Annotated in this window: 19 protein-coding genes and 1 tRNA gene; 7 read left to right on the forward strand and 13 right to left on the reverse strand. The window is 73.8% G+C overall.

Translation table 11 applies throughout. The features are described 5' to 3' along the window. Positions 1–5 precede the first annotated feature (5 nt). Positions 6–470 (forward strand): monovalent cation/H(+) antiporter subunit G, encoded by a 465-nt coding sequence (gene mnhG, locus BM142_RS02910; protein ID WP_175527086.1) that lies wholly within the window; start codon positions 6–8, stop codon positions 468–470. Here mnhG and BM142_RS02915 read toward each other — a convergent pair. The 5 genes from BM142_RS02915 to BM142_RS02935 form a co-directional block, all read right to left on the reverse strand. Then, a complete protein-coding gene (locus tag BM142_RS02915) occupies positions 458–1,348 on the reverse strand; it encodes a VOC family protein (RefSeq protein WP_092195294.1) in 891 nt (296 codons plus the stop codon). The two genes, mnhG and BM142_RS02915, sit on opposite strands and share 13 nt — an antisense overlap. Further along, a complete protein-coding gene (locus tag BM142_RS02920; RefSeq protein ID WP_092195295.1) occupies positions 1,345–1,881 on the reverse strand; it encodes an RNA polymerase sigma factor in 537 nt (178 codons plus the stop codon). Before BM142_RS02920 ends, BM142_RS02915 begins: the two co-directional genes overlap by 4 nt. A gap of 52 nt (positions 1,882–1,933) precedes the next feature. Further along, positions 1,934–3,673 carry a 2-isopropylmalate synthase gene (gene leuA, locus BM142_RS02925; RefSeq protein WP_254790491.1) on the reverse strand — a complete coding sequence of 580 codons (1,740 nt, stop codon included), beginning with the start codon at positions 3,671–3,673 and terminating at the stop codon, positions 1,934–1,936. Between the two features lie 175 nt (positions 3,674–3,848). Then, positions 3,849–4,478, reverse strand: a complete 630-nt coding sequence (locus tag BM142_RS02930; RefSeq protein WP_175527070.1) for a helix-turn-helix domain-containing protein — start codon at positions 4,476–4,478, stop codon at positions 3,849–3,851. Positions 4,479–4,714: 236 nt separating this feature from the next. Then, positions 4,715–6,310 (reverse strand): phospholipase D family protein, encoded by a 1,596-nt coding sequence (locus tag BM142_RS02935; protein ID WP_092195298.1) that lies wholly within the window; start codon positions 6,308–6,310, stop codon positions 4,715–4,717. Positions 6,311–6,384: 74 nt separating this feature from the next. Here BM142_RS02935 and BM142_RS02940 point away from each other — a divergent pair, with 74 nt between their 5' ends. Then, positions 6,385–7,650, forward strand: coding sequence for an aspartate kinase (locus BM142_RS02940; RefSeq protein WP_092195299.1), 1,266 nt, complete (start codon positions 6,385–6,387; stop codon positions 7,648–7,650). Continuing rightward, a complete protein-coding gene (locus BM142_RS02945; protein ID WP_217640541.1) occupies positions 7,647–8,699 on the forward strand; it encodes an aspartate-semialdehyde dehydrogenase in 1,053 nt (350 codons plus the stop codon). Before BM142_RS02940 ends, BM142_RS02945 begins: the two co-directional genes overlap by 4 nt. A gap of 68 nt (positions 8,700–8,767) precedes the next feature. On the opposite strand, the gene BM142_RS02950 is transcribed toward BM142_RS02945, so the two are convergent. The 4 genes from BM142_RS02950 to BM142_RS02965 all read right to left on the reverse strand — a co-directional run bounded on the left by BM142_RS02950 (position 8,768) and on the right by BM142_RS02965 (position 13,581). Next, positions 8,768–10,219, reverse strand: a complete 1,452-nt coding sequence (locus tag BM142_RS02950; protein ID WP_175527071.1) for a transposase — start codon at positions 10,217–10,219, stop codon at positions 8,768–8,770. Positions 10,220–10,660: 441 nt separating this feature from the next. Beyond that, positions 10,661–12,469, reverse strand: coding sequence for a prolyl oligopeptidase family serine peptidase (locus BM142_RS02955; RefSeq protein WP_092195302.1), 1,809 nt, complete (start codon positions 12,467–12,469; stop codon positions 10,661–10,663). 64 nt (positions 12,470–12,533) lie between these two features. Next, positions 12,534–12,610 (reverse strand) — tRNA-Pro (locus BM142_RS02960). A gap of 59 nt (positions 12,611–12,669) precedes the next feature. Continuing rightward, positions 12,670–13,581 carry a metallophosphoesterase gene (locus tag BM142_RS02965; RefSeq protein WP_092195303.1) on the reverse strand — a complete coding sequence of 304 codons (912 nt, stop codon included), beginning with the start codon at positions 13,579–13,581 and terminating at the stop codon, positions 12,670–12,672. Positions 13,582–13,634: 53 nt separating this feature from the next. On the opposite strand from BM142_RS02965, the gene BM142_RS02970 reads away from it, so the two are divergent. Beyond that, positions 13,635–14,087 (forward strand): GatB/YqeY domain-containing protein, encoded by a 453-nt coding sequence (locus tag BM142_RS02970; protein WP_092195304.1) that lies wholly within the window; start codon positions 13,635–13,637, stop codon positions 14,085–14,087. Positions 14,088–14,124: 37 nt separating this feature from the next. Here the strand turns inward: BM142_RS02970 and BM142_RS02975 are convergent, their stop codons facing one another. From BM142_RS02975 to bagA, 3 genes are read right to left on the reverse strand one after another with little or no spacing between them, the layout of a single operon-like run. Then, positions 14,125–16,332 carry a transglycosylase domain-containing protein gene (locus BM142_RS02975; RefSeq protein ID WP_092195305.1) on the reverse strand — a complete coding sequence of 736 codons (2,208 nt, stop codon included), beginning with the start codon at positions 16,330–16,332 and terminating at the stop codon, positions 14,125–14,127. A 41-nt stretch (positions 16,333–16,373) separates the two neighbouring features. Beyond that, positions 16,374–17,579, reverse strand: a complete 1,206-nt coding sequence (gene bagB, locus BM142_RS02980) for an ATPase BagB (RefSeq protein ID WP_254790492.1) — start codon at positions 17,577–17,579, stop codon at positions 16,374–16,376. Beyond that, positions 17,576–18,568, reverse strand: coding sequence for an ATPase BagA (gene bagA / locus BM142_RS02985; RefSeq protein WP_092195306.1), 993 nt, complete (start codon positions 18,566–18,568; stop codon positions 17,576–17,578). Before bagA ends, bagB begins: the two co-directional genes overlap by 4 nt. A 119-nt stretch (positions 18,569–18,687) precedes the next feature. Between bagA and BM142_RS24350 the strand changes: the two genes are divergently transcribed. The 3 genes from BM142_RS24350 to BM142_RS03000 all read left to right on the forward strand — a co-directional run bounded on the left by BM142_RS24350 (position 18,688) and on the right by BM142_RS03000 (position 20,246). Next, the gene (locus BM142_RS24350) at positions 18,688–18,858 is read left to right on the forward strand and encodes a DUF4177 domain-containing protein (RefSeq protein ID WP_092195307.1); all 171 of its coding nucleotides are present in this window, start codon (positions 18,688–18,690) and stop codon (positions 18,856–18,858) included. Continuing rightward, a complete protein-coding gene (locus BM142_RS02995; RefSeq protein ID WP_092195308.1) occupies positions 18,855–19,325 on the forward strand; it encodes a RidA family protein in 471 nt (156 codons plus the stop codon). The genes BM142_RS24350 and BM142_RS02995 overlap by 4 nt, the downstream gene beginning before the upstream one ends. Before the next feature lie 123 nt (positions 19,326–19,448). Beyond that, positions 19,449–20,246 (forward strand): NUDIX hydrolase, encoded by a 798-nt coding sequence (locus BM142_RS03000; RefSeq protein ID WP_092195309.1) that lies wholly within the window; start codon positions 19,449–19,451, stop codon positions 20,244–20,246. Between the two features lie 54 nt (positions 20,247–20,300). On the opposite strand, the gene BM142_RS03005 is transcribed toward BM142_RS03000, so the two are convergent. Then, entirely contained in the window at positions 20,301–21,347 is a 1,047-nt protein-coding gene (locus BM142_RS03005; protein WP_092195310.1) for an iron-siderophore ABC transporter substrate-binding protein, read from the reverse strand. Positions 21,348–21,385 lie beyond the last annotated feature (38 nt).

Genomic DNA, 21,385 nt, shown 5'->3' on the forward strand with positions numbered 1-21,385 from the left:
GCGTCATGGAGGCCCTGCCCGACGTGCTCGCGGTCGCGCTGCTGCTGCTCGGCACGCTGCTGTGCCTGACCGCAGGGCTGGGCCTGCTGCGCTTCCCCGACGTCCTGACCCGGATGCACGCCGGCACGAAGCCGCAGGTGCTCGGCGTCCTGCTGATCATGGTGGGGGCCGCGATCCGGCTCCAGGGCTGGTCGGCCACCTGGATGCTGCTGCTGGTCGCGGCCTTCCAGATGCTCACGGCCCCGGTCAGCGCGCACATGATCAGCCGGGTGGCCTACCGGCGCCGGCACGTGCGCCGGGACCGGCTGCTGGTCGACGAGCTGCACACCGGTGGCGAGATGCGGGACAGCGTCTACCGGGGCGACGAGCCGGCCGACGCCCCGCCGGAGGAACCGGGACGGGCGCTGGTCGAGAGCCGCCGCGAGGACCTCGACGGGCCGCCCGACGCCGGTGGCCGTCAGCCGAGCTGACCCAGCCAGAACGGCAGGCCCTGGTCGTCCCGGCAGAGGGCGCCGAGCCCGTAGGACTGGCGCTCGATCGCACCGGCCTCCCCGCCCGCGGTCCGGACGGCGGCGACGGCCACCTCGATGTCGTCGACGGCGTACATCGGCACGGTGCCCGGCTCGCTGCTGCCGCCGCCGATGCCGACCATGGGCGTCGGGCCCTCGACCTGCCAGCCGTCGGGCACCCGCCCCGGCACCGCGGTCCAGCCGAGGACGGCGCCGTAGAAGTCCAGCGCCCGCCGGCCGTCGGGCACGTTCAGCGTCAGGTAGACCGGGTCGCCCGGCTTCGGCGCGGGAGTGGCGGCCGCCGGGGCCGACTGCACCATCCAGCGGTGGCCGTAGGGGTCGATGAGCCGGCCGCCGCGGCCGTAGGGCTCGTCCGTGGCCGGGCGCTCGATCGTCGCCCCGGCGCTCTCGGCCCGGTCCATCACGGCGTCGACGTCGGGCACGGAGAGGTGCAGGGAGACCGGCGGCTTGCCGTCCCCCGGGCCCTGCAGCCCGTACTCGGGGTACTCGTCGGCGAGGTAGAGCGTCGCGCCGGCGATCTCCAGCTCGGCGTGGCCGACGCGGTCGCCGTCGAGGTAGGGGTCGCCGACGGGGTGCGCGCCGAACGCCTCGGCGTACCAGCTGATCGCGGCGCGGGCGTCGCGGACGACGAGGTAGGGGGTGATCGCGGACATGGCTGCTCTCCTCGGTTCGCGGGTGGGAGGCGGCTGCTGCCGGAGGAGTTCCCGGCGCAGCCGGTCGCGCAGGGCGGCGGCGAAGGCGGGGTCGGGGTCCACCGGGGTGGCCGGGCGGGCCAGGGACCGGAACGGCCGCTCGGGACCGCTCGTCGGGTCGGTCACGGGGCACCTCCCGGCTGCTCGGTGGACTCGTACTGACGGCGGAACGCGGTGCGGGCGCGGACGAGCAGCGCCTCGGTGGCGTGCAGGGTGCGGCCGAGGAGCGCGGCGACCCGGGGGACCGGGAGGTCGTCGAGGTAGCGGAGGGTCAGCGCGGCCCGGTGGGCGGGGGAGAGCTGGTCGAGGACCTGCTGCGCGCGCAGCGCGTCGAGCTGCTCGTCCCACGGGTCCTCGGCCGGCTCGGCTCCGCCCTCGAGCAGCCGCAGGCCGCGCTCCTCGCGTTCGAGCCGGCGCCAGTGGTCGACGAGCTTGTGCCGCGCGGTGCCGATCAGCCACGCGACCGTCGTCGGGCCGCCGCCGTCCGCCTCGGCCCGGACGGCGGCCAGGAAGGTCTCGGCGGTGAGATCCTCGGCCAGGGCGCGCCGGCCGCAGCGGGCGAGCAGGTAGCCGTAGACCTCGGGCAGCGCCCGGTCGTAGAGCGACAGCAGCCCGGGATCGGGCGGTGGTCCCACCGCGCGCGATCCCGGGCTGCTCATGTCCCTCCGTCGTCCGGGCGTCCGGTTCTCCGACGCCCCGACGACGCCTTTCTTACCGGTGCGCCCGGTTGACCGCCGACACCACGGCGCGCAGGGAGGCGCTGACGATGTTCGGGTCGACGCCGACGCCCCAGAGGACGCGGTCCCCGACGGCGCACTCGACGTAGGCGGCGGCCTTGGCGTCGCCTCCGGCGGACAGGGCGTGCTCCGCGTAGTCCAGGACGCGGACGTCGACGTCGAGGCTCTTCAGGGCGTCGACGAACGCGGCGATGGGGCCGTTGCCCCGGCCCTCGACGGTCACCGGGACGCCGTGGTCGACCAGCTCCACGGTCATCTCGTCGACGGTGTCGCCGTGCGCGGTGTGCCGGTGCCCGGAGAGGGAGAACCGGCCCCACGGGGCGTCGGCGTCGGGGAGGTACTCGTTGGAGAAGGCGGTCCACATCTGCTGGGCGGTCACCTCGCCGCCCTCGTCGTCGGTGTGCTGCTGGATGACCGCGCTGAACTCGATCTGCAGCCGGCGGGGCAGGTCGAGGTGGTTCTCGGTCTTCATGATGTAGGCGACGCCGCCCTTGCCGGACTGGCTGTTCACCCGGATGACGGCCTCGTAGCTGCGGCCGACGTCCTTGGGGTCGATCGGCAGGTACGGCACGGCCCACGTCTGCTGCTCGACCGGGATCCCGGCCGCCGCGGCGTCGGCCTCCAGCGCCTTGAAGCCCTTGTTGATGGCGTCCTGGTGCGAGCCGGAGAAGGCGGTGTAGACCAGGTCCCCGCCGTAGGGGTGCCGCTCGTGCACGCCCAGCTGGTTGCAGTACTCGACGGTGCGGCGGATCTCGTCGATGTCGGAGAAGTCGATCTGCGGGTCGATGCCCTGGCTGAACAGGTTCAGGCCGAGCGTCACCAGGTCGACGTTGCCGGTGCGCTCGCCGTTGCCGAACAGGCAGCCCTCGATGCGGTCGGCGCCGGCGCGGTAGCCCAGCTCGGCGGCGGCCACGGCGGTGCCGCGGTCGTTGTGCGGGTGCAGGGACAGGACGACGGAGTCGCGCCGGCCCAGGTTGCGGTGCATCCACTCGATCTGGTCGGCGTAGACGGTCGGCTCGGCCATCTCGACGGTGGCGGGCAGGTTGATGATCGTCGGCCGGTCCGGGGTGGGCTCCCAGACGTCGGTGACCGCGTTGCAGATCTCGACGGCGAAGTCGAGCTCGGTGCCGGTGAAGGACTCGGGGGAGTACTCGAAGAGGATCTCCGTGTCGTCCATCTGCTCGGCCAGCTTGCGCACCATCTCGGCGCCGTGGACGGCGATGTCGACGATGCCGGCGCGGTCGGAGCCGAAGACCACCCGCCGCTGCAGGGTGCTGGTGGAGTTGTAGAGGTGCACGATCGCCTGCCTGGCGCCGCGCAGCGACTCGAAGGTGCGCTCGATCAGCTCGTCGCGGGCCTGGGTCAGCACCTGGATGGTGACGTCGTCCGGTACCAGGTCGTCCTCGATCAGCTGGCGCACGAAGTCGAAGTCGGTCTGGCTGGCGGCCGGGAAGCCGACCTCGATCTCCTTGTACCCCATCCGGACCAGCAGCTCGAACATCCGCCGCTTGCGGTCGGGGGTCATGGGGTCGATCAGGGCCTGGTTGCCGTCCCGCAGGTCCACGGCGCACCAGCGCGGGGCGACGGTGGTGACCTTCTCCGGCCACGTGCGGTCGGCCAGCACCACGGGGGTGAAGGGGGTGTAGCGGTGGATCGGCATGCGCGACGGCTGCTGCGGATTGCGTGCATGGGGGTGCTGGGGGTTCGTGCTCACGGTCTCGGGCTCCTCTGGCGCGGGCTGGACTCAGCTCCGGTGGGGCGGTCAGCAGGCGCCGGGAACGCACTCGACCACGGCAGATCACCGCGGCGAGGGGGCCGACCTAGGAGAGGGCCTCGCCGCGGCTCATAAGCAGGAGGCTGCCGCGCACGCCGCCCACGGTAGCAGCGGATCAGGCCAGGTCGCAGGAGCACGGGCATTCGTCGGCGTGCACGGGCCGGCCGGACCGGTCGTCCAGCTCGTCGCACCGGGGTGGGCAGGTGCACGTCCACTCCGGCGAGGGTGCGATTTCCCCGGCTGCGAGCCGCCGACGGAGGTCCTCCTCGCGCCGCAGCCGGGCAGCGCGCTGCCGTGCTGCTCGGCGTTCCGCGGGTGAGTCTCCGGGCCGAGGCGCGTGGTGGTCGTCCGGGACGCCGTGCCGTGCGCGCCTGGTGTCGCGGAGGGAACGGTCGAGTTCGAAGGTGAACCACGGTTGCCGACGGCGAGGGCGGTGCTCCCAGCGGTCGGGCACCTCGTCGCTGTGCAGCGTGTCGAGGTGAGCGGGCAACTGCCGGTGTGCGGCATCCCGGGCGGCGTCCGAGGTCATCGGCGGGATCTCCCGGGCGTCCGCGTCGACGAGGGCGATCCGGAGGCCGGCCAGGGCCGCGGCCTCCGCCAGTCGACCCGCCGGAAGATCACGGGAACCGGCCTCGGCCGCGGCGAGCGTGGATTTGGGAATGCCCAGCCCCTCCGCGAGCTGGCGCTGCGAGAGGTCCGCGGTCCGCCGGATGCGGCGGAGATACCCGGACAGGTCGAAGGACACGGGGCCAGCGTGCGATCCGGTCGGCGGTCGGCGGAAGCGCTCATGTCCCTCTGTGGAGAGTCGGCTCTTGCCCACAGGGGTGGGCAGGAGCCGACCGTGCGGGGAGGTAGGCGCCGGGTCGCCGGCCGGCGGTGCTGATGTCCTGCTGTGGAGGGTCGGCTCTTGCCCACAGGGGTGGGCAGGAGCCGACCGTGCGGGGAGGTAGGCGCTGGAGACCGGTCGGCGGACGAACCGAGTCAGAACTCCTTGCGCAGCCTCAGGCGCAGCGGGCGGCCGTCGGGGTCGACCAGCAGCCGGTACACCGGGGTGGCCCACAGCCGGGTCAGCCGGCCGAGCTTCTCCGGCCGGTGCGGCCGCAGCCGCCCCGGGGGCCGGGCTCCCCGCCGTCCGCCGTCGTGCCACTCCTGCAGGGCGGCCGCCCGCGCCTCGACGGTGGCGACGAAGCGCTCCGGGTCGAGCAGCAGGTCGTCCTCGCTGCCGTCCTGCGGCAGGTCCAGGTGCTCGCGGGCGAGCTCCAGCCGCACGTCCCGCGCGAAGGTGCGCGCGCCGTCCCCCGACCCGGCCGGATCGCGGGGCTCCCGGGGGTCGCGGGTGGTGTCGAGGATAGCGGTGGACAGCTCGCTGTCGTGGGTCCAGGAGCGGCGGTTGAAGTTGTCGCTGCCGATGCTCGCCCACACGTCATCCACCACGCAGATCTTCGCGTGCACGTAGACCGGCGTCCCGGCGTGGTTCTCGACGTCGAACACGTGGACCCGGTCCTCGCCCCCCGCCCGGACGCAGAGGTCGATCGCCTGGCGGCGGCCCACGTACTGCGGCGTCGCGTTGAACGCGCCCTCCTGGTCCGGGATGCGAGGCACGACGACGACCAGGTGCAGCTCCGGGTTGTCCGTCAGCGCGTCGGCGAACAGCTGGGCGACCTCCGAGGACCAGAGGTACTGGTCCTCGAGGTAGATCAGCCGCCGGGCCTTCTTGACCGCCTTGCTGTACCCGCGGGCGATCGACCGCTCGCCCTCCGGCGCGAAGTCGTAGCGCGGCTGGATCTTGGGATAGGTCCGCAGTGTCTGCACCAGGTGCGGACCGCATTCCGGCGGTGCCGGCAGCTCGGGCGGCAGCGGCGAGGGGTCGAGCCGGGCCTGGCGGAACCGGTCGATGACGTAGGCGATCGGATTGCCCTGCACGGGACTGGTCGGGTCGTCCCAGCGCTCCCGGAACGCGGTGTCCAGCACGGCGACGGCCGGCCCGCGGATCTCGGCCTGGACGTCGTGCCACGGGGGCGTCGGCCCGTACGAGGACGCCATGTTCACCGCCTGGGGGTCACCGCCGTGCTCGGCGTCGTCCCGGCGGCTGTGGCACAGGTCGATCCCACCGGCGAACGCGACGTCCATGGACGGGTCGGCGGGGCAGCGGATCACCACGATCTTCTGGTGGTGGCTGCCCACCCGGCGCACGCGCTGGTCGAGCACCACGCGCCCGCCGTCCTCCTCGAGCTCGCGGTCCAGCGACCGGTTCTCCTCCTTGCTGTAGGAGAGCGCGTCGGTGTGCGAGCGCCACACCAGGCCGCGGACGTCCACCCCCCGGTGTGCCGCGGCGCTGAAGAGCTCGTTCACGGTCGGGCCGTCCGGACGCAGCCGCTGGTCGGGATCTCCGCGCCAGTCGGTGAACCACACGCGGTCCCCCGAGCCCAGCTGCTCGACCACCTCGACCAGCCGGTCGAAGTAGGCCGCCCCGTGCACCAGCGGCCGGATGAGGTTGCCGGCCGTCCACGCCGGGAGGGGGGTGCCCGGGTTGCCGCGCTCCTCGGAGGTGAGCAGCCACTGCTCCGGGTCGTCCATCCCATGATCACAACGTGCGCGTTCCGGGGACGCAAGCGTCGGTGCGCCCGGGCACGTCGGTAGCCTGTGGACCCGTGGCCCTCGTCGTCCAGAAGTACGGCGGTTCCTCCGTCGCCTCCGCAGCGCACATGAAGCGTGTCGCCGAGCGGATCGTCGCCGCGAAGAAGAACGGCGACGACGTCGTCGTGGTCGTCTCCGCGATGGGCGACACGACCGACGAGCTGCTCGACCAGGCCGGCCAGATCACCGACGACCCGCCCGGCCGCGAGCTCGACATGCTGCTGACCGCGGGCGAGCGGATCTCGATGGCGCTGCTGGCCATCGCCATCTCCACGCACGGGTACGAGGCCCGGTCCTTCACCGGGTCGCAGGCCGGGGTGATCACCACCTCCAGCCACGGCAAGGCGCGGATCATCGACGTCACCCCGGGCCGGCTGCGGTCGGCGCTCGACGAGGGATCCATCGCGATCGTGGCCGGCTTCCAGGGCGTCAGCCAGGACACCAAGGACATCACCACGCTCGGCCGCGGTGGCTCGGACACGACCGCTGTCGCCGTCGCCGCGGCCCTGCGCGCCGACGTCTGCGAGATCTACACCGACGTCGACGGCGTGTTCACCGCAGACCCGCGGATCGTCCCCAACGCCCAGCGGCTGGACACCATCACCTACGAGGAGATGCTGGAGCTCGCCGCCTCGGGCGCCAAGGTGCTCATGCTCCGCTGCGTGGAGTACGCCCGCCGCTACGGCATCCCGGTGCACGTCCGCAGCTCCTACTCACACCTTCCCGGCACGATCGTGACCGGCTCGATGGAGGACCTCCCGGTGGAACAGGCGATCATCACGGGCGTCGCGCACGACCGCTCCGAAGGCAAGATCACCGTCTACGGCGTGCCCGACCGGCCGGGCGAGGCCGCGCAGCTCTTCCGCGTGCTGGCCGACGCCGAGATCAACATCGACATGATCGTGCAGAACGTGTCGGCCGGTGCCAGCAAGCTCGCCGACATCTCCTTCACGCTGCCCAAGAGCGACGGGCCCGCCGCGATCGCGGCGCTGGAGAAGGTCAAGCACACCGTCGGCTACACCGGCGTGGAGTTCGACCAGCACATCGGCAAGGTGTCGCTGGTCGGGGCGGGCATGCGCTCGCACCCCGGCGTCTCCGCCAAGTTCTTCGGGGCCCTGGCCGACGCCGGGGTCAACCTCGAGCTGATCAGCACCTCGGAGATCCGCATCTCCGTGGTCTGCCGCGACACCGACGTCGACATCGCCGTCCGCGCGGTGCACGACGCCTTCGACCTCGGCTCCGACGTCGAGGCCGTCGTCTACGGAGGGACCGGACGATGAGCGCAGCCATGCGCCCCCTGCACATCGGCATCGTGGGAGCCACCGGCCAGGTCGGCGCGGCGATGCGCTCGATCCTGGCGGAGCGGGAGCTGCCCATCGCGTCGATCCGCTTCTTCGCCTCCGCCCGCTCGGCCGGCAGCACGCTGCCCTGGGGCGACGGCGAGATCACCGTCGAGGACGCCGCCACCGCCGACCCCACCGGCCTCGACGTGGCGCTGTTCTCCGCCGGCGCCACCACCTCCCGCGCGCAGGCCCCCCGCTACGCCGCGGCCGGCGTCACCGTCATCGACAACAGCTCCGCGTTCCGCCGCGACCCGGAGATCCCGCTGGTCTGCAGCGAGGTGAACCCCGCCGACATCGCGAAGGCCCGGGGCGGGATCATCGCCAACCCGAACTGCACCACCATGGCCGCGATGCCGGTGCTCAAGCCGCTGCACGACGAGGCCGGCCTCGTCCGCATCGTCGCCAGCACCTACCAGGCCGTCTCGGGGTCGGGGATCGCCGGCGTGCAGGAGCTGCACTCCCAGGTCAGGGCGGTCGTCGACAAGGCCGACGAGCTGGCCTACGACGGCTCCGCGGTGGACTTCCCCGACCCGGTCAAGTACGTCGCGCCGATCGCGTTCAACGTGCTGCCGATGGCCGGCTCGGTGGTCGACGACGGCTCGTGGGAGACCGACGAGGAGCAGAAGCTCCGCAACGAGAGCCGCAAGATCCTCGGCATCCCCGACCTGCGGGTCTCGGGCACCTGCGTCCGCGTGCCCGTGTTCACCGGCCACTCGCTGTCGCTGAACGTCGAGTTCGAGCGCCCGCTGAGCGTCGAGCGCGCCACCCGGCTGCTGTCGGCCGCGCCCGGCGTGGAACTGGCCGACGTCCCCACCCCGCTGCACGCGGCCGGCCGGGACCCCAGCTACGTCGGCCGGATCCGCCAGGACCCGGGTGTGGACGGCGGCCGCGGCCTCGCGCTGTTCGTCAGCAACGACAACCTGCGCAAGGGCGCCGCCCTCAACACCATCCAGATCGCCGAGCTCATCGCCGCTACGACACGGTGACCCTCCGGGTCACACCGCGGCCAGGAGCCGTCCCCGACCTGCGCTGATTCCCTATGGGGGCTGCGGCGTCAAGTGCCTGCCTTGACCGGCGTTCTGGGGGCGAGCACGCTGGTGGTGCGGGGAAGGTCGCCTCGTTTGTCGACCCTTCGGGTGTCTGACCTGTCATGTCCTGAGTGGACTTGCTGAGGGGCCTTCCCCGCCTTGCTCATCGGCTTGCGGCTGCGCCGGCGGGCGCGCACCTCGGCAGGGACGGTCCACCGGTCGGCGATGATCTGCTTGGCGGTGGCTGGGTCGACGGGGGTGCCGTCGGTGTCGCAGACGACGTAGGGCATGCCACGGACCAGGACGCTGTGCAGCCGTTCGGCCAAGTGGGCGGCCACGACGCAGCAGGCCTTGAGGTGCTCGGCGCCGCGCTCGACCATCTGCACGTAGTAGATCCGGGCCAGCTGCGGATCCTGGCGGCGGGCGTTGTCGGCGGCCCGGATCAGCGTGGTGCGAAGCAGCCGGTTGCCGGCCTTGCTCATCGGCTGGCCCTTGCGGTCGGTGTCACCGGTCTCGCTGGCCTTGGGGGCCAGCCCGGTGAACGAGCGGAACTGCTTGCCGGTCCGGAACCGGCCGGGGCGGCCGATGATCGCGGTCACCGTCGGGGCACCGACCTCAGCCAGGCCGGGCAGACTCGCGGCCAGCGCGCCGGGATCGGTGAACCGGTAGGCCTCCGCGCGGGCGGCGGCGTGACCGGCCAGCTCCGTGCGTACGGCCTCCAGCAACCGCACCTCGGTGGCCACCTCGTCGGCCAGATCGGCGAACGCGACGGCCGAGTGGTCACCGTAGAGCTCGAGGGCGGCGGTCGCCGCGGCGCGCCAACGATCGGCGCGGGCATCGCCCTGCTGGCCCTGGGATGTCTTGTGAATCACGGCCAGCAGCCGCGGCCGGCCGGCGGCCAGCAGCGCCCGCGGATCGGCCCACCGCTTCAGCACCGCCAGGTCGGTCTTGCCCAGATCTCCGGTCAACGGCGAGTCCGGCAGCAGTTGGCGGACCAGGTCCTTGATCCGCCGCTGATGCAGCGCTCCTTGCTGGGTCAGCCGATCACAGGCCCGCACCCGGCGGTCCAGCGCGGCGGCCTCGGCGCCGGGCAGCTCCAGCGGCTGCAGACCCTCGGGAGCGATCAGCGGAAGCCGGGCCAGGGTGTCGGCGTCGATGCCGTTGCTCTTGGCGTGCCGGGACAGAAACCGGCGCAGATCGGCGGCCTTGGCGCTGGCCACCCGAAAGACGCGATGCCCGCGGGCGGTGAAGAACACCGCGACCGGCAGCCACGCCGGCCCCGTCGGCTCCATCACCACTTCCAGCCGGGTGCCCGCAGGTGACCCGGCCAGGGCCGCCGCCTCCACGGCCGCCAGGCTCTCCACCGTGGGACGTGCCCGCCGGCGGGCGACCTCGCTGCCATCGCCGCGCAGGATCCGCACGGTGTGCTCGCTGGCGATCCCTAGATCCACTCCGACCAGGCGTCGATCATCTGACATGAGCTGCGCTCCTCGCTGTCGACCGGACCGTTGTCTCCGGTCGGCCGCGACGAGCGACGCGAAGATCACGGTCACGGCCCCACGCGCGGCGAGCGCCGGCCGATGTTCCCGATCGCGGCACCCACTCATGTGCTGCAAGCGGGCCCGACCTCGACGGGCCGACCCACTTCCCTCATCCGGGACTCCGTGACCGGGCCAGCGGTGGCAATCAGTGCAACGAGACCCCGCGCCCATCCACGACGCGACTCCCAGAGCCGAACTCGACGCCACCCACCGGACCAGCCGGATCGCTGATGCAACCCGAGACCACCAGCGCGATCAACACCGGAGGCCCCTTACATGAGCCCATCCGGCCCGCGCGTCGGGGAGCCTCCGGCCCCCGCTCCGCGCGGACCTGGCGACCCGTCCCTCGGGGGGCCTCCGGCCCCAGCTCGGGACGGGTCAAGGCTTGACGTGCTTCAGGGCGAAGGCCAGGGCGACCTCGACCTGGCGGATGGTCTCCTCGATGACCAGCGACCCGTGCCCGGCGTCGAACCGGTACACCTCGTGCTCCTTGCCGAGCTCCTCGAGACGGCCCAGGTAGTTGTCGATCTGCCGGATCGGGCAGCGCGGGTCGTTGGCCCCGGCGACCACCAGCACCGGCGCGGCGACGGCGTCGACGTAGGTGATCGGCGAGGAACGCACGTACACGTCGTGCACCTCCTCCGGTGACCCGCCGAACAGCGCCCGGTCGTAGGCCCGCAGGCCCTCCATCTCGTCCTCGTAGGCGGCCAGGTAGTCCGCCACCGGCACCTCGGCGATGCCCGCCGTCCAGCGCTCCGGCTGGGTGCCGAGCCCCAGCAGGGTGAGGAACCCGCCCCACGAACCCCCGGTGAGCAGCGTGCGCTCCCGGTCGAGGAAGCCCTCGCCCAGCAGCGCGTCGTAGACGGCGCCGATGTCCTCCAGCTCGGTGAGCCCGGGCCGCCCGGTCAGCGCGTCCCGCCAGACCGACCCGTAGCCGGTGGACCCGCGGTAGTTCACGTGCACGACGGCGTACCCGGCGTCCACGTAGGCCGCGCGGCGGGCGCGGTAGGAGTCGTCGTCCGCCGCCTCCGGGCCACCGTGCACCAGGAACGCGGTCGCGTACGGGGGCGGGCCCTGCGGCCGGACGACGAGCGCGTGGATGTCCCCTCCGGGACCGGGCACCCAGCGGTCCTCCACCGGGTACGCCGCCGGGGGCTCCTCGTCGGCGACCGAGAGGACGACGGGGCCGTCGGCCCGGCGGATCACCGGCGGCAGCGCGGCCGAGGACCAGGCCAGCTCCACCGTGCCGTCAGGGCGGGCCGTCGCACCGCGGACCACGCCCGGCGGGGTCTCCAGCTTCTCCAGCGCCCCGGTGACCAGGTCGTAGCGGTAGATCTCGCTGCGGGCCGCGTGGTCGTGCCCGACCAGCAGCGCGGAGCCGTCGGGGTAGAAGCCCGCGGTCACGTCGCCGGGCAGGTCCAGTGCGATCTCGGTCTCGGTGTCGGCCGCGACGTCCCAGATCAGCAGCTCCTCGCGGCCGCGGCGCTCGTGCCCCACGAGCAGGCGCCGGTCGTCGGGCAGCGGACCGAACTCCAGGGCGTGCAGCCCGCGGCCCTCGCCGTCCCACTTCTCGGCGACCACGGCGGGCGCGTCCTCCGTGGTGGTCCCGGTGCGCAGCACCCGGAGCGCGGGGTAGCGCGGGTCGCCGTGCTCGGAGTGCGAGATGACCAGCAGCTGGTCGTCCTGGCTGAGCGCGTCGACCGACGCGGGATCGGCGTGCCGGTAGATCACCCGGGGCGCCCCGCCCGAGGGCGCCAGCCACAGCTCGCTGCCGTCGTCGGTCGACCGGCCGATCGCGACCAGCGTGCGGCCGACCTCGAGCCCGGCCGGGTAGGCGGCCTCGACCTCGGGCACGGCCACGCGATCGGGCCCGCCGGCGAAGGGCTGGGTTATCCAGACACCGAACTCGTCGCCGTCGGTGTCGGCGAACCACCAGATCGTGCCGCCGTCCGGGCTGACCGTGGCGATCAGCGTGCCGTTGGGCCGGTCGGTCACCTGGCGGTGCTCGCCGGTCTCCCGGTCCCAGGCGTACTGCTCCACGACGCCGCTGAGGTCGGAGGAGTAGACGTTCCGGTGCGGGGCGTCCTGCGCCCAGTCGGGGAGGGACACGCGGGGCGCGCGGAAGCGGGCCTGCCAGCGGGCGGTGACCTCGGGGGAGAGCGCGGGCACGGTGGGTTCGGCGGTCACGGAGCCATCCTCGCAGGACCCCGGGAACGACTCAGGGGCCGCCGTGTGGCGGCCCCTGAGCTGGTGGTCGGGGTGACAGGATTTGAACCTGCGGCCTCGTCGTCCCGAACGACGCGCGCTACCAAGCTGCGCCACACCCCGAGGTCCTGAAGGAGTCTAGCGCCCGCTCGCGCGGCTCCCGGCGGCGGGGGAGACGGTGCTCAGGAGCCCCGAGAAGTCAGGGTGAGCAGCGTCGCCTCCGGCGGGCAGGCGAACCGTGCGGGGGCGTACGGGCTGGTGCCGAGACCGGCCGAGACGTGCAACCAGGTGCCGGAGGGATGCGCGGCCGTCGGCTCCGTCCAGCGGTGCAGCCAGCGCACCCGGTCCCGGTCGATGCCGCAGTTGGTCACCAGCGCGCCGTAGAAGGGCACCCGGAGCTGGCCGCCGTGGGTGTGCCCGCACAGCAGCAGGTCGTGGCCGTCGGCGGCGAACCGGTCGAGGACCCGCGGCTCGGGGGAGTGGGCCAGGCCGATGCGCACGTCGGCGGCCGGGTCGGCGGGACCGGCCACCAGGTCGTACCGGTCCCGCTTCAGGTGCGAGTCGTCGACCCCGGCGAAGGCGATCCGCCGTCCGCCGACGGTCAGCTCCCCGGCGGCGTTGGTCAGGTCCAGCCAGCCGCGGGCCAGCATCCCGTCCCGCAGGTCCCGCCACGGCAGCTCGTCGCCGTGCACCCGCTTGTGGCCGGGGAAGAAGTACTTCAGCGGGTTCTTCGGCCGCGGTGCGTAGTAGTCGTTGCTGGCCAGGACGAACGCCCCCGGCCGGTCCATCAGCGGCTCCAGCGCGCGCAGCGTCCCCGGGACGGCGTCGTGGCCGGCCAGGTTGTCGCCGGTGTTGACCACCAGGTCCGGCTCGAGTGCCGCGAGCCCGGCGACCCACTCCTGCTTGGACCGCTGACCGGCGGTCATGTGCAGGTCGGAGACGTGCAGGACGGTCAGCGGCTCCGACCCCGGGGCGAGCACCGGGACGTCGAACCGGCGCAGCGTCCAGCGGGTGCGTTCGTAGAGACTCGCGTAGGCCGTGACCGCCGCACCGGTGCCGACGACGGCCGAGGGGAGGGCGGTGTACCAGCGCACGGTCGCAGAGCCTACGTGCGCAGCCCGGTGGGGCGCCGTGCCAGGCTGGGCGGGTGGCTGACCTGAAGAACCGCCTGCGCGAGGACCTGACCACCGCCATGAAGGCCCGGGACGAGCTGCGGACGGCGACCCTCCGCATGGTGCTCACCGCGGTCACCGCCGAGGAGGTGTCGGGCAAGGAGTCCCGCGAGCTCTCCGACGACGAGGTGCTCGGCGTGCTGCGCCGGGAGGCGAAGAAGCGCCGGGAGGCCGCGGAGGCGTTCGCCGGTGCCAACCGGACCGAGCAGGCCGCCCGCGAGGAGGCGGAGGGCGCCGTGCTGGCCGACTACCTGCCCGCCCAGCTCGGGGACGCCGACCTCGCCGCGATCGTCGCCGACGTCGTCACGCGCACCGGGGCCTCGGGCATGAAGGACATGGGCAAGGTCATGGGGGCGGTCCAGGGCGCCGTGGCCGGCCGGGCCGAGGGCGGCCGGGTCGCGGCCGAGGTCCGCCGCCAGCTCGGCTGAGGCCGCGCCCCGGGCCGTCAGCCCCCCGACCTGGTCGTCAGCCCCCCGGCGGCGCCGGTGCGGGCGCGGGCGCGGGTGCCGGCGCCGGCTCGGGCGCGGGCACCGGCTCGGGTGCGGGCGCCGGGGCCTCCTCCGTGGGCTCCGGCTCCGGCTCCGAGGAGCGGGACGGGGCCGACGGCCGCGGCGCAGGCCGGCCGCCGTTCAGCAGGCCCTGGTCGGCCGGCGGGAAGGGGGACGTCGGCTTGTCCGCCAGGAACGGCGCCATGGCGTCGCGCCAGATGGTCGCCGGCATGTTGCCGCCGAAGCCGCCGACGTTCTGCTGCTCCTTGGGGTTGAACACCATCACGCTGGCCGCGTACTCGGGCATGAACCCGACGAAGGCGACGGAGTCCTGGCCCTGCGCGGTCCCGGTCTTGCCGGCGATCTCGTGGCCGGCGATCGCGGCGCGGGTGCCGGTGCCGGCCGAGGTGGCGACGTCGCCGACCAGGATCTGGGCCAGCGTGTTGGCGACCGCCGCCGGGATGGCCTCCGGGGTGCAGTTGTCACCGGTCACCAGCGGCTGGCCGTCGTCGCCGGTGAGCGGCTGGCCGTTGCGGTCCAGCACGGCGGTCACCGGGGTGGGCTCGCAGCGGGTGCCCTGGGCGCCGAGGGTGGCGTAGGCGTTGGCCAGGTCCAGGGGGCTGGTGGCGTCGGCGCCGAGGGTGAACGACCCGCGGTTCTCCTCGATGATCGTGTCCGCCGGCCACTGGTTGGGGCCGTCGAAGGACATGCCCATCCGCTGGGCGATGCGCACCGGGCCCTCCACGCTGCCCAGCCGGTCCTCCAGGGCCAGGAAGTAGGTGTTCGACGAGCGGACCAGCGCGCCCACCATGTCCAGGGTGTCGGGGTAGTTGCCGACGTTCTCGACGCAGTACATGCTCCGGCTGCCGCTGCTGGTCTCGCGGTCGGCGCCGCAGGAGGGGCCCCGGTACACCCGTGAGGTGTAGCGGTCGCCGGGGGTGCTGATGGTCGTGCCGGCGCCGATACCGGCTTCGAGCGCGGCGGCGGCGGTGAACACCTTGTAGGTGGAGCCGGCGCCCTTGCTGGCTGCCGTGTTGAGGACGACGGACTCGCACTCGGGGCCGTCGCAGCCGTACCGGCGGTTCACGCTCATCGCCAGCACGTGCCCGGTGCCCGGCTCGATCGCGGTGAACATCGCGGCGAGGCGGTCGCCCAGCGGCAGCGTCTCCAGCACCGCCTGGTCGCCGTAGGCCTGGAGGTCCGGCCGCAGCGTGGTCTGGATCGTCAGCCCGCCCCGCGCGATCTCGGACTGCCGCAGCCCGAGCGTGTCGGTCAGGTAGTTGAGGGCGTAGGCGCAGAAGAAGCCGCCGGTCGTGGCGTCGATGCAGCCGTTCGGCGGGGCGACGCCCGGGGCCACGGCCACCGGCTGGGCCGAGATCTCGGCGAGCTCCTGCTCGGTGATGTGGCCCAGGTCGAACATCCGCTGCAGCACCTGGTTGCGGCGGACCTGCGCGTTCTCCGGGTTGGTGATCGGGTCGTCGTTGGCCGGGCTCTGCACGAGGCCGGCGAGCATCGCGGCCTGCGGCAGCGTCAGGTCGATGGCGTTCACGGAGAAGTACTTCTGCGCGGCGGCCTGGATGCCGTAGGCGCCCTGGCCGAAGTACACGAGGTTCAGGTAGCGGGTGAGGATCTCGTCCTTGGAGTAGGTCTCCTCCAGGGCCATGGCCAGCCGCGCCTCGCGGATCTTGCGGCCGACGTTCTGCTCGGTCGCCGAGTTCCGGTCCTCCTGCGTCGTCGCCGTCTGCAGCAGCGTCTGCTTCACCAGCTGCTGGGTGAGCGTCGAGCCGCCCTCCTGCACCGAGCCCGCCGCGACGTTGGTGACCAGGGCCCGCACGGTGCCCTGCACGTCGAGGCCGTTGTGGTCGTAGAACCGCGAGTCCTCGATGTCGACCAGCGCCTGCTTCATGATCGGGGCGATCTGGTCGGGCGTCACCGGGGTGCGGTCGTTGACGTAGATGTTGGTGATGAGCGAGCCGTCGGCCGCCAGGACGCGGGTGTGGCCGGCCGGGGTCGCGTCGGTCAGCTCCACCGGCAGCGCGTCGAGCAGCGACGCGGAGTTGCGCGCCACCAGTCCCGAGCCGCCCACCCAGGGGAAGAGCAGCCCGGCGAGCAGCGCGCCGGCGACGACGATCGTCGCGGCGAGCTTCGCGAGGGTTCGGGACCTGAGTGCAGCGTTCTCCGACATCGGCGTCGAATGTACGTGGCCCGGCGCCCCGGACGGCGCGGTCAGCGGCGGCGCGCGGGGAGGACGCGGGTACGCGGCGTGCCGGTCGGCGTGTCCCCGTCCGCGCCGGTCAGCGCCTCGGCCATGCCGCGCAGCCCGTCGAGGTCGTGCACGTCCCCGGCGGCGGCCGGGACGGTGCGGACGGCGACCTCCGGGTGGGCGCTGGTGAACCGGTCGGCGAGGTGCTGCTCGCGGGTGGCCAGCAGCATCCGCTCGGCGTGCACCCGCAGGGCCGCGGCGGCCAGGTCGGCGCCCGGGCCGCCGGCCTCGAGCACCTCCTCGGCCGCGCCCTCGGCCCGGGTGGCCGACAGCGCCGTCGTCGCCGGCGGGTGGGTCCGGTTGACGACCAGCCCGGCCAGCGGCATCTCCTCGGCCGACAGCCGGTCGACGAAGTAGGAGGCCTCGCGCAGCGCGTCCGGCTCCGGCGTCGCGACGACGACGAACCAGGTTCCCGGCCGGCGGAGCAGCTCGTAGGTCGCGGTGGCCCGCTCGCGGAAACCGCCGAACATGGTGTCCAGCGCGGCGACGAACGCGGAGATGTCGCGCAGCAGCTGCCCGCCGAGGATCTTGCTGATGATCCGGCTGAAGAACATGAAACCGGCGCTGGCGATCTTGAAGCCGGTCCGGCTCGGCGCGGTGAGCAGCCGGATCATGGTGCCGTCGAGGAAGCGGCTCATCCGGTTCGGGGCGTCCAGGAAGTCCAGCGCCGACCGGGACGGCGGGGTGTCGACGATGATCAGGTCCCACCGGTCGCTGGCCCGCAGCTGGCCCAGCTTCTCCATCGCCATGTACTCCTGCGTCCCGGCGAAGGACGAGCTCAGCGACTGGTAGAAGGGGTTGGCCAGGATCTGCTCGGCCCGCTCGGGCGTGGAGTGCGCCACGACGACGTCGTCGAACGTGCGCTTCATGTCCAGCATCATCGCGTGCAGCTCGCCCGAGGCCCCCGGGACGTCCACCCGCCGCGGCTCGTTGTCCAGCTCGACCAGGCCGAGGGACTGCGCCAGCCGCCGGGCCGGGTCGATGGTGAGGACGACGACCGTCCGGCCGGCCTCCGCCGCGGCCAGGGCCAGCGCCGCCGACGTCGTCGTCTTGCCCACGCCGCCCGCACCGCAGCAGACGACGATCCGCGTCTCCGGGTCGGTGATCAGCGCGTCGAGGTCCATCGGCCCGGCGACGGGCCCCGGCCGGGGCGCTCGGGCGGCGGTCACGCGGTCTCCCCGTTCTGCAGGTGGTCCTCGAGCCGGGCGGCGAGCTCGAACAGCGAGCCCAGGTCCATCGGCCCGGTCAGCAGCGGCAGCTCCACGGTGGGCCGGTCGAGCGCCTCGACCTCCGCGCGCAGCCCGTCCTGGCCGGCCCACCGCCGGGCGTGCTCGGTGACCTCGGCGGCCAGCGCGTCGGCGAGCCCGTCGCCGCCGGGCAGGTGCGCGGCGGCCAGCGCCGGTGCCAGCTCGGCCCCGGTGAGCCCACCGTCGGCGGCCCGGGCGAGCCCGTCGGCCGGGAGCACCGGCTCCGCGGCCATGTTGACCACGACCGAGCCGATCGGCAGCCCGGCCTTGGTGAGCTCGGCGATGGCGTCGGCGGTCTCCTGCACCGGCATGTCCTCGAGCAGGGTGACCACGTGCACCGCCGTCTGCGGCGAGCGCAGCACGGCCATGACGCCGTCGCTCTGCGTCTTGATCGGCCCGGAGCGGGCCAGCTGCGCCATCTCGCCGGTCACGCCGAGGAAGCGGGTGATCCGGCCGGTGGGCGGGGCGTCGACCACGACGGCGTCGTAGACCGGCCGCCCGTCGTGCCGGCGGGTGACGGCCTCCTTCACCTTGCCGGTGATCAGGACGTCGCGGAGGCCCGGCGCGATCGCGGTGGCGAAGTCGACGGCGCCCATCTTCCGCAGTGCCCGCCCGGCCCGGCGCAGGTTGTAGAACATGTCGAGGTAGTCGAGCAGGGCCTCCTCGACGTCGATCGCCAGCGCCTTCACCTCGCCACCGCCGCGGGTCACCGCGACCCGGCGCTCCTCGTAGGGCAGCGGCGGGGTGTCGAACAGCTGGGCGATGCCCTGCCGGCCCTCCGTCTCGACGAGGAGGACGGTGCGGCCGTCGGCGGCCAGCGCGAGGGCCAGGGCGGCGGCGACCGTCGTCTTCCCGGTGCCGCCCTTGCCGGTGACGACGTGCAGGCGCACGGGGGACGGGTCGGGGCTCACCCGGCCAAGACTAGAAGTCGAAGGACCCTCCCGCCCCCCACCGTTCGCAAGCTCACGTCGGGGCCCTGCGGGAGGGCCGCTCCGGCACCGCGCCGGAGGGGCTGCGCTAGCGTCGCCCCATGACCGAATCGGCCCGCCAGAAGTGGGAGTACGCGACCATCCCGCTGCTCATCCACAACACCAAGGCGATCCTCGACTCCTGGGGTGTCGACGGGTGGGAGCTGGTGACCGTCCTGCCCGGTCCCGGCGGCTCCGACCAGCTCGTCGCCTACCTCAAGCGCCCGGCGTGACCGCGCCCGCCCAGGGCTGGCACGCCCGCCTGGCCGAGCTGGGCATCCGGCTGCCGGCCGTGGCCGCACCGGTGGCCGCCTACGTGCCCGCCGTCCGCACCGGGTCCCTCGTCTTCACCTCCGGGCAGCTGCCGTTCGTCGACGGCGGCCTGCGCCGGACGGGCAAGGTCGGGGGATCGGTGGACGTCGAGGCGGCGGCGGCGGACGCCAAGGTGTGCGCCCTCAACGGGCTCGCGGCCATCGACGACCTGGTCGGCCTGGACTCCGTCGCCCGCGTCGTGCGGGTCGTCGGCTACGTGGCCAGCGCCGAGGGCTTCACCGGCCAGCCGCGGGTGGTCAACGGCGCCAGCGAGTTCCTCGGCAAGGTCTTCGGCGAGGCGGGGCAGCACGCCCGCAGCGCCATCGGGGTCGCCGAGCTCCCGCTGGGCGCCCCGGTCGAGGTCGAGCTCACCGTCGAACTGAGTTGATCGCGACCCTCCGGGTCGCACCGCGGCCACGTGCCGTCCCCTGTCGCGTCGAGCCGCTGCCCATGTCTCCGGCGGGAGGCCTCCGGCCCCCGCACCGGATCCACCCTGACGGGGTGACGTCGGATGAGTGTGGCTGAGCCGCGGCAGGCGGCCACCGTCCTGCTCCTGCGCGACGGTTTCCCCGGGCTCGAGGTCTACCTGCTCCGCCGCACGAAGGGCATGCCCTTCGCCGGCGGGATGACCGCCTACCCCGGCGGCGGGGTGGACCCGCGCGACGGTGACGCCGAGGTGGGCTGGTTCGGGCCGCCGCCCGCCCAGTGGGCCGCCGCCTTCGGCTGCGACGAGCGCACCGCCCGCGAGCTGGTCTGCGCCGCCGTCCGGGAGACCTTCGAGGAGGCCGGGGTCCTGCTGGCCGGCGACCCCGAGGGCGGCGCCGTCGTCCCGGACGTGTCCGGCGACGAGTGGGAGGCGCAGCGCCAGGCGCTGCTGACCCGCGACCTGTCGCTCACCGAGCTCCTGGCCGGCCGCCGGCTGGCGCTGCGGTCGGACCTGCTGCGGCCCTTCGCGCACTGGATCACCCCACCGGTCGAGCCGCGGCGCTACGACACCAAGTTCTTCGTCGCCGCGCTGCCTGTGGGCCAGGAGGCGCGGGACGTCTCCGGGGAGGCCGACGAGGTGTCCTGGCTGACCCCGGCGCAGGCGCTCGCCGAGGCTTCGGGCGGCAGCCGCCCGATGCTGCCCCCGACGACGCACACGCTGGGTCAGCTCGAGCCGTTCCCGGACGTGGCCGCGGCTCTCGCCGGGTCGCCGCCGGAGCCGCTGCACCCGATCAGCCCGACGTTCGAGGAGACCCCGGACGGCCGGTGGGCCGTGCTCCCCGACGGCACCCGGATCCGGATGGTCGTCCCGCTGCCGTCCTGACCGGCGCCCCCGTCGGAACGCGGGACGGCGCCGGCCAGGACGGCCGGGCGGCGGTCAGGCGCCGCCGGCTGCCTCGGCGAGCTCGGCCACGTACTGCTCCAGCCCCCAGGTCAGGGACAGGGCCGTCGGCGGGGAGACCGCCGCGACGACCTCCGGCCCGACGACGCCGGCGACCGCGCCGGTGCGCACCTGCGCCATGAGCTGCCCCTCCGGCGAGGCGAGGAACTCCTGCAGGGCCGCCTCGGTGTCGGCGTAGGCCACCAGCACGTCGCTGGTCAGCTCGCTGAGCCGCTCGGGGCTGAGCGTGTAGTAGAACGTGTCGCCCTCGCCCTGGCCGAGCTCGGTGACGCTCGGGGCGCTGGTCATGCCGAGGTCGAGCAGGAAGTCCACCCGCGCGTCGGAGGGCTTGTAGACGGAGAACGAGTCCGGGGCGGGCCACACGGCGGCCACGCTGAGCCCGGCCAGCTCCGGGTGCGCCGCGGCCTGCTCGGCCACCTGCCCGTCGATGTCGGCGAGCAGGTCCGCCGCCTGGTCCTCGCGGCCGAGCGCCCGGCCGACGATCTCGATGGTCTCCCGCCACGGGGTCGCCCACGGCTGGTCGGGGTAGGCGACGGTCGGCGCGATCTCGGAGAGCAGGTCGTACTCGCTCTCGGTCAGCCCGGAGTACGGGGCGAGGATGAGATCGGGGTCGGCCGCCGCGATCGCCTCGATCGGCGCCTCGTTCTGGTCGGGGAGCACCTCGGGCAGCTCGGCGCCGTCCTCCTCGAGGCGTTCGCGCACCCACGGCAGCACGCCCTCCTCGTCGCCCCCGTAGGACTGGGTCGGCATGGCGACGGGCACGACGCCCAGCGCGATCGCGGCGTCGGTGCTGCCCCACCCCCACGTGACCACCCGCTCGGGCTCCGACGTCACCTCGCTGCTGCCGAAGGCGTGCTCGACGGTCACCGGGAACGCGCCGTCGGCCGCGCCCCCGCCGGAGGCGCCGGTGCCGGCGGGCTCGTCGTCCCCGCCGCACGCGGCCAGCGGCACGAGCAGGGCGAGGGTCAGGGCCTGGGCGGCGAGGCGGGACGGCGGGCGGGCTGCGGATCGGGACCCGGGCATGGCTCTCCAATGGACGATCGACTTAGGTAAGGCGAACC

Origin of the sequence: Blastococcus tunisiensis, assembly GCF_900112815.1 — a bacterium.
GTDB lineage: Bacteria > Actinomycetota > Actinomycetes > Mycobacteriales > Geodermatophilaceae > Blastococcus_B > Blastococcus_B tunisiensis.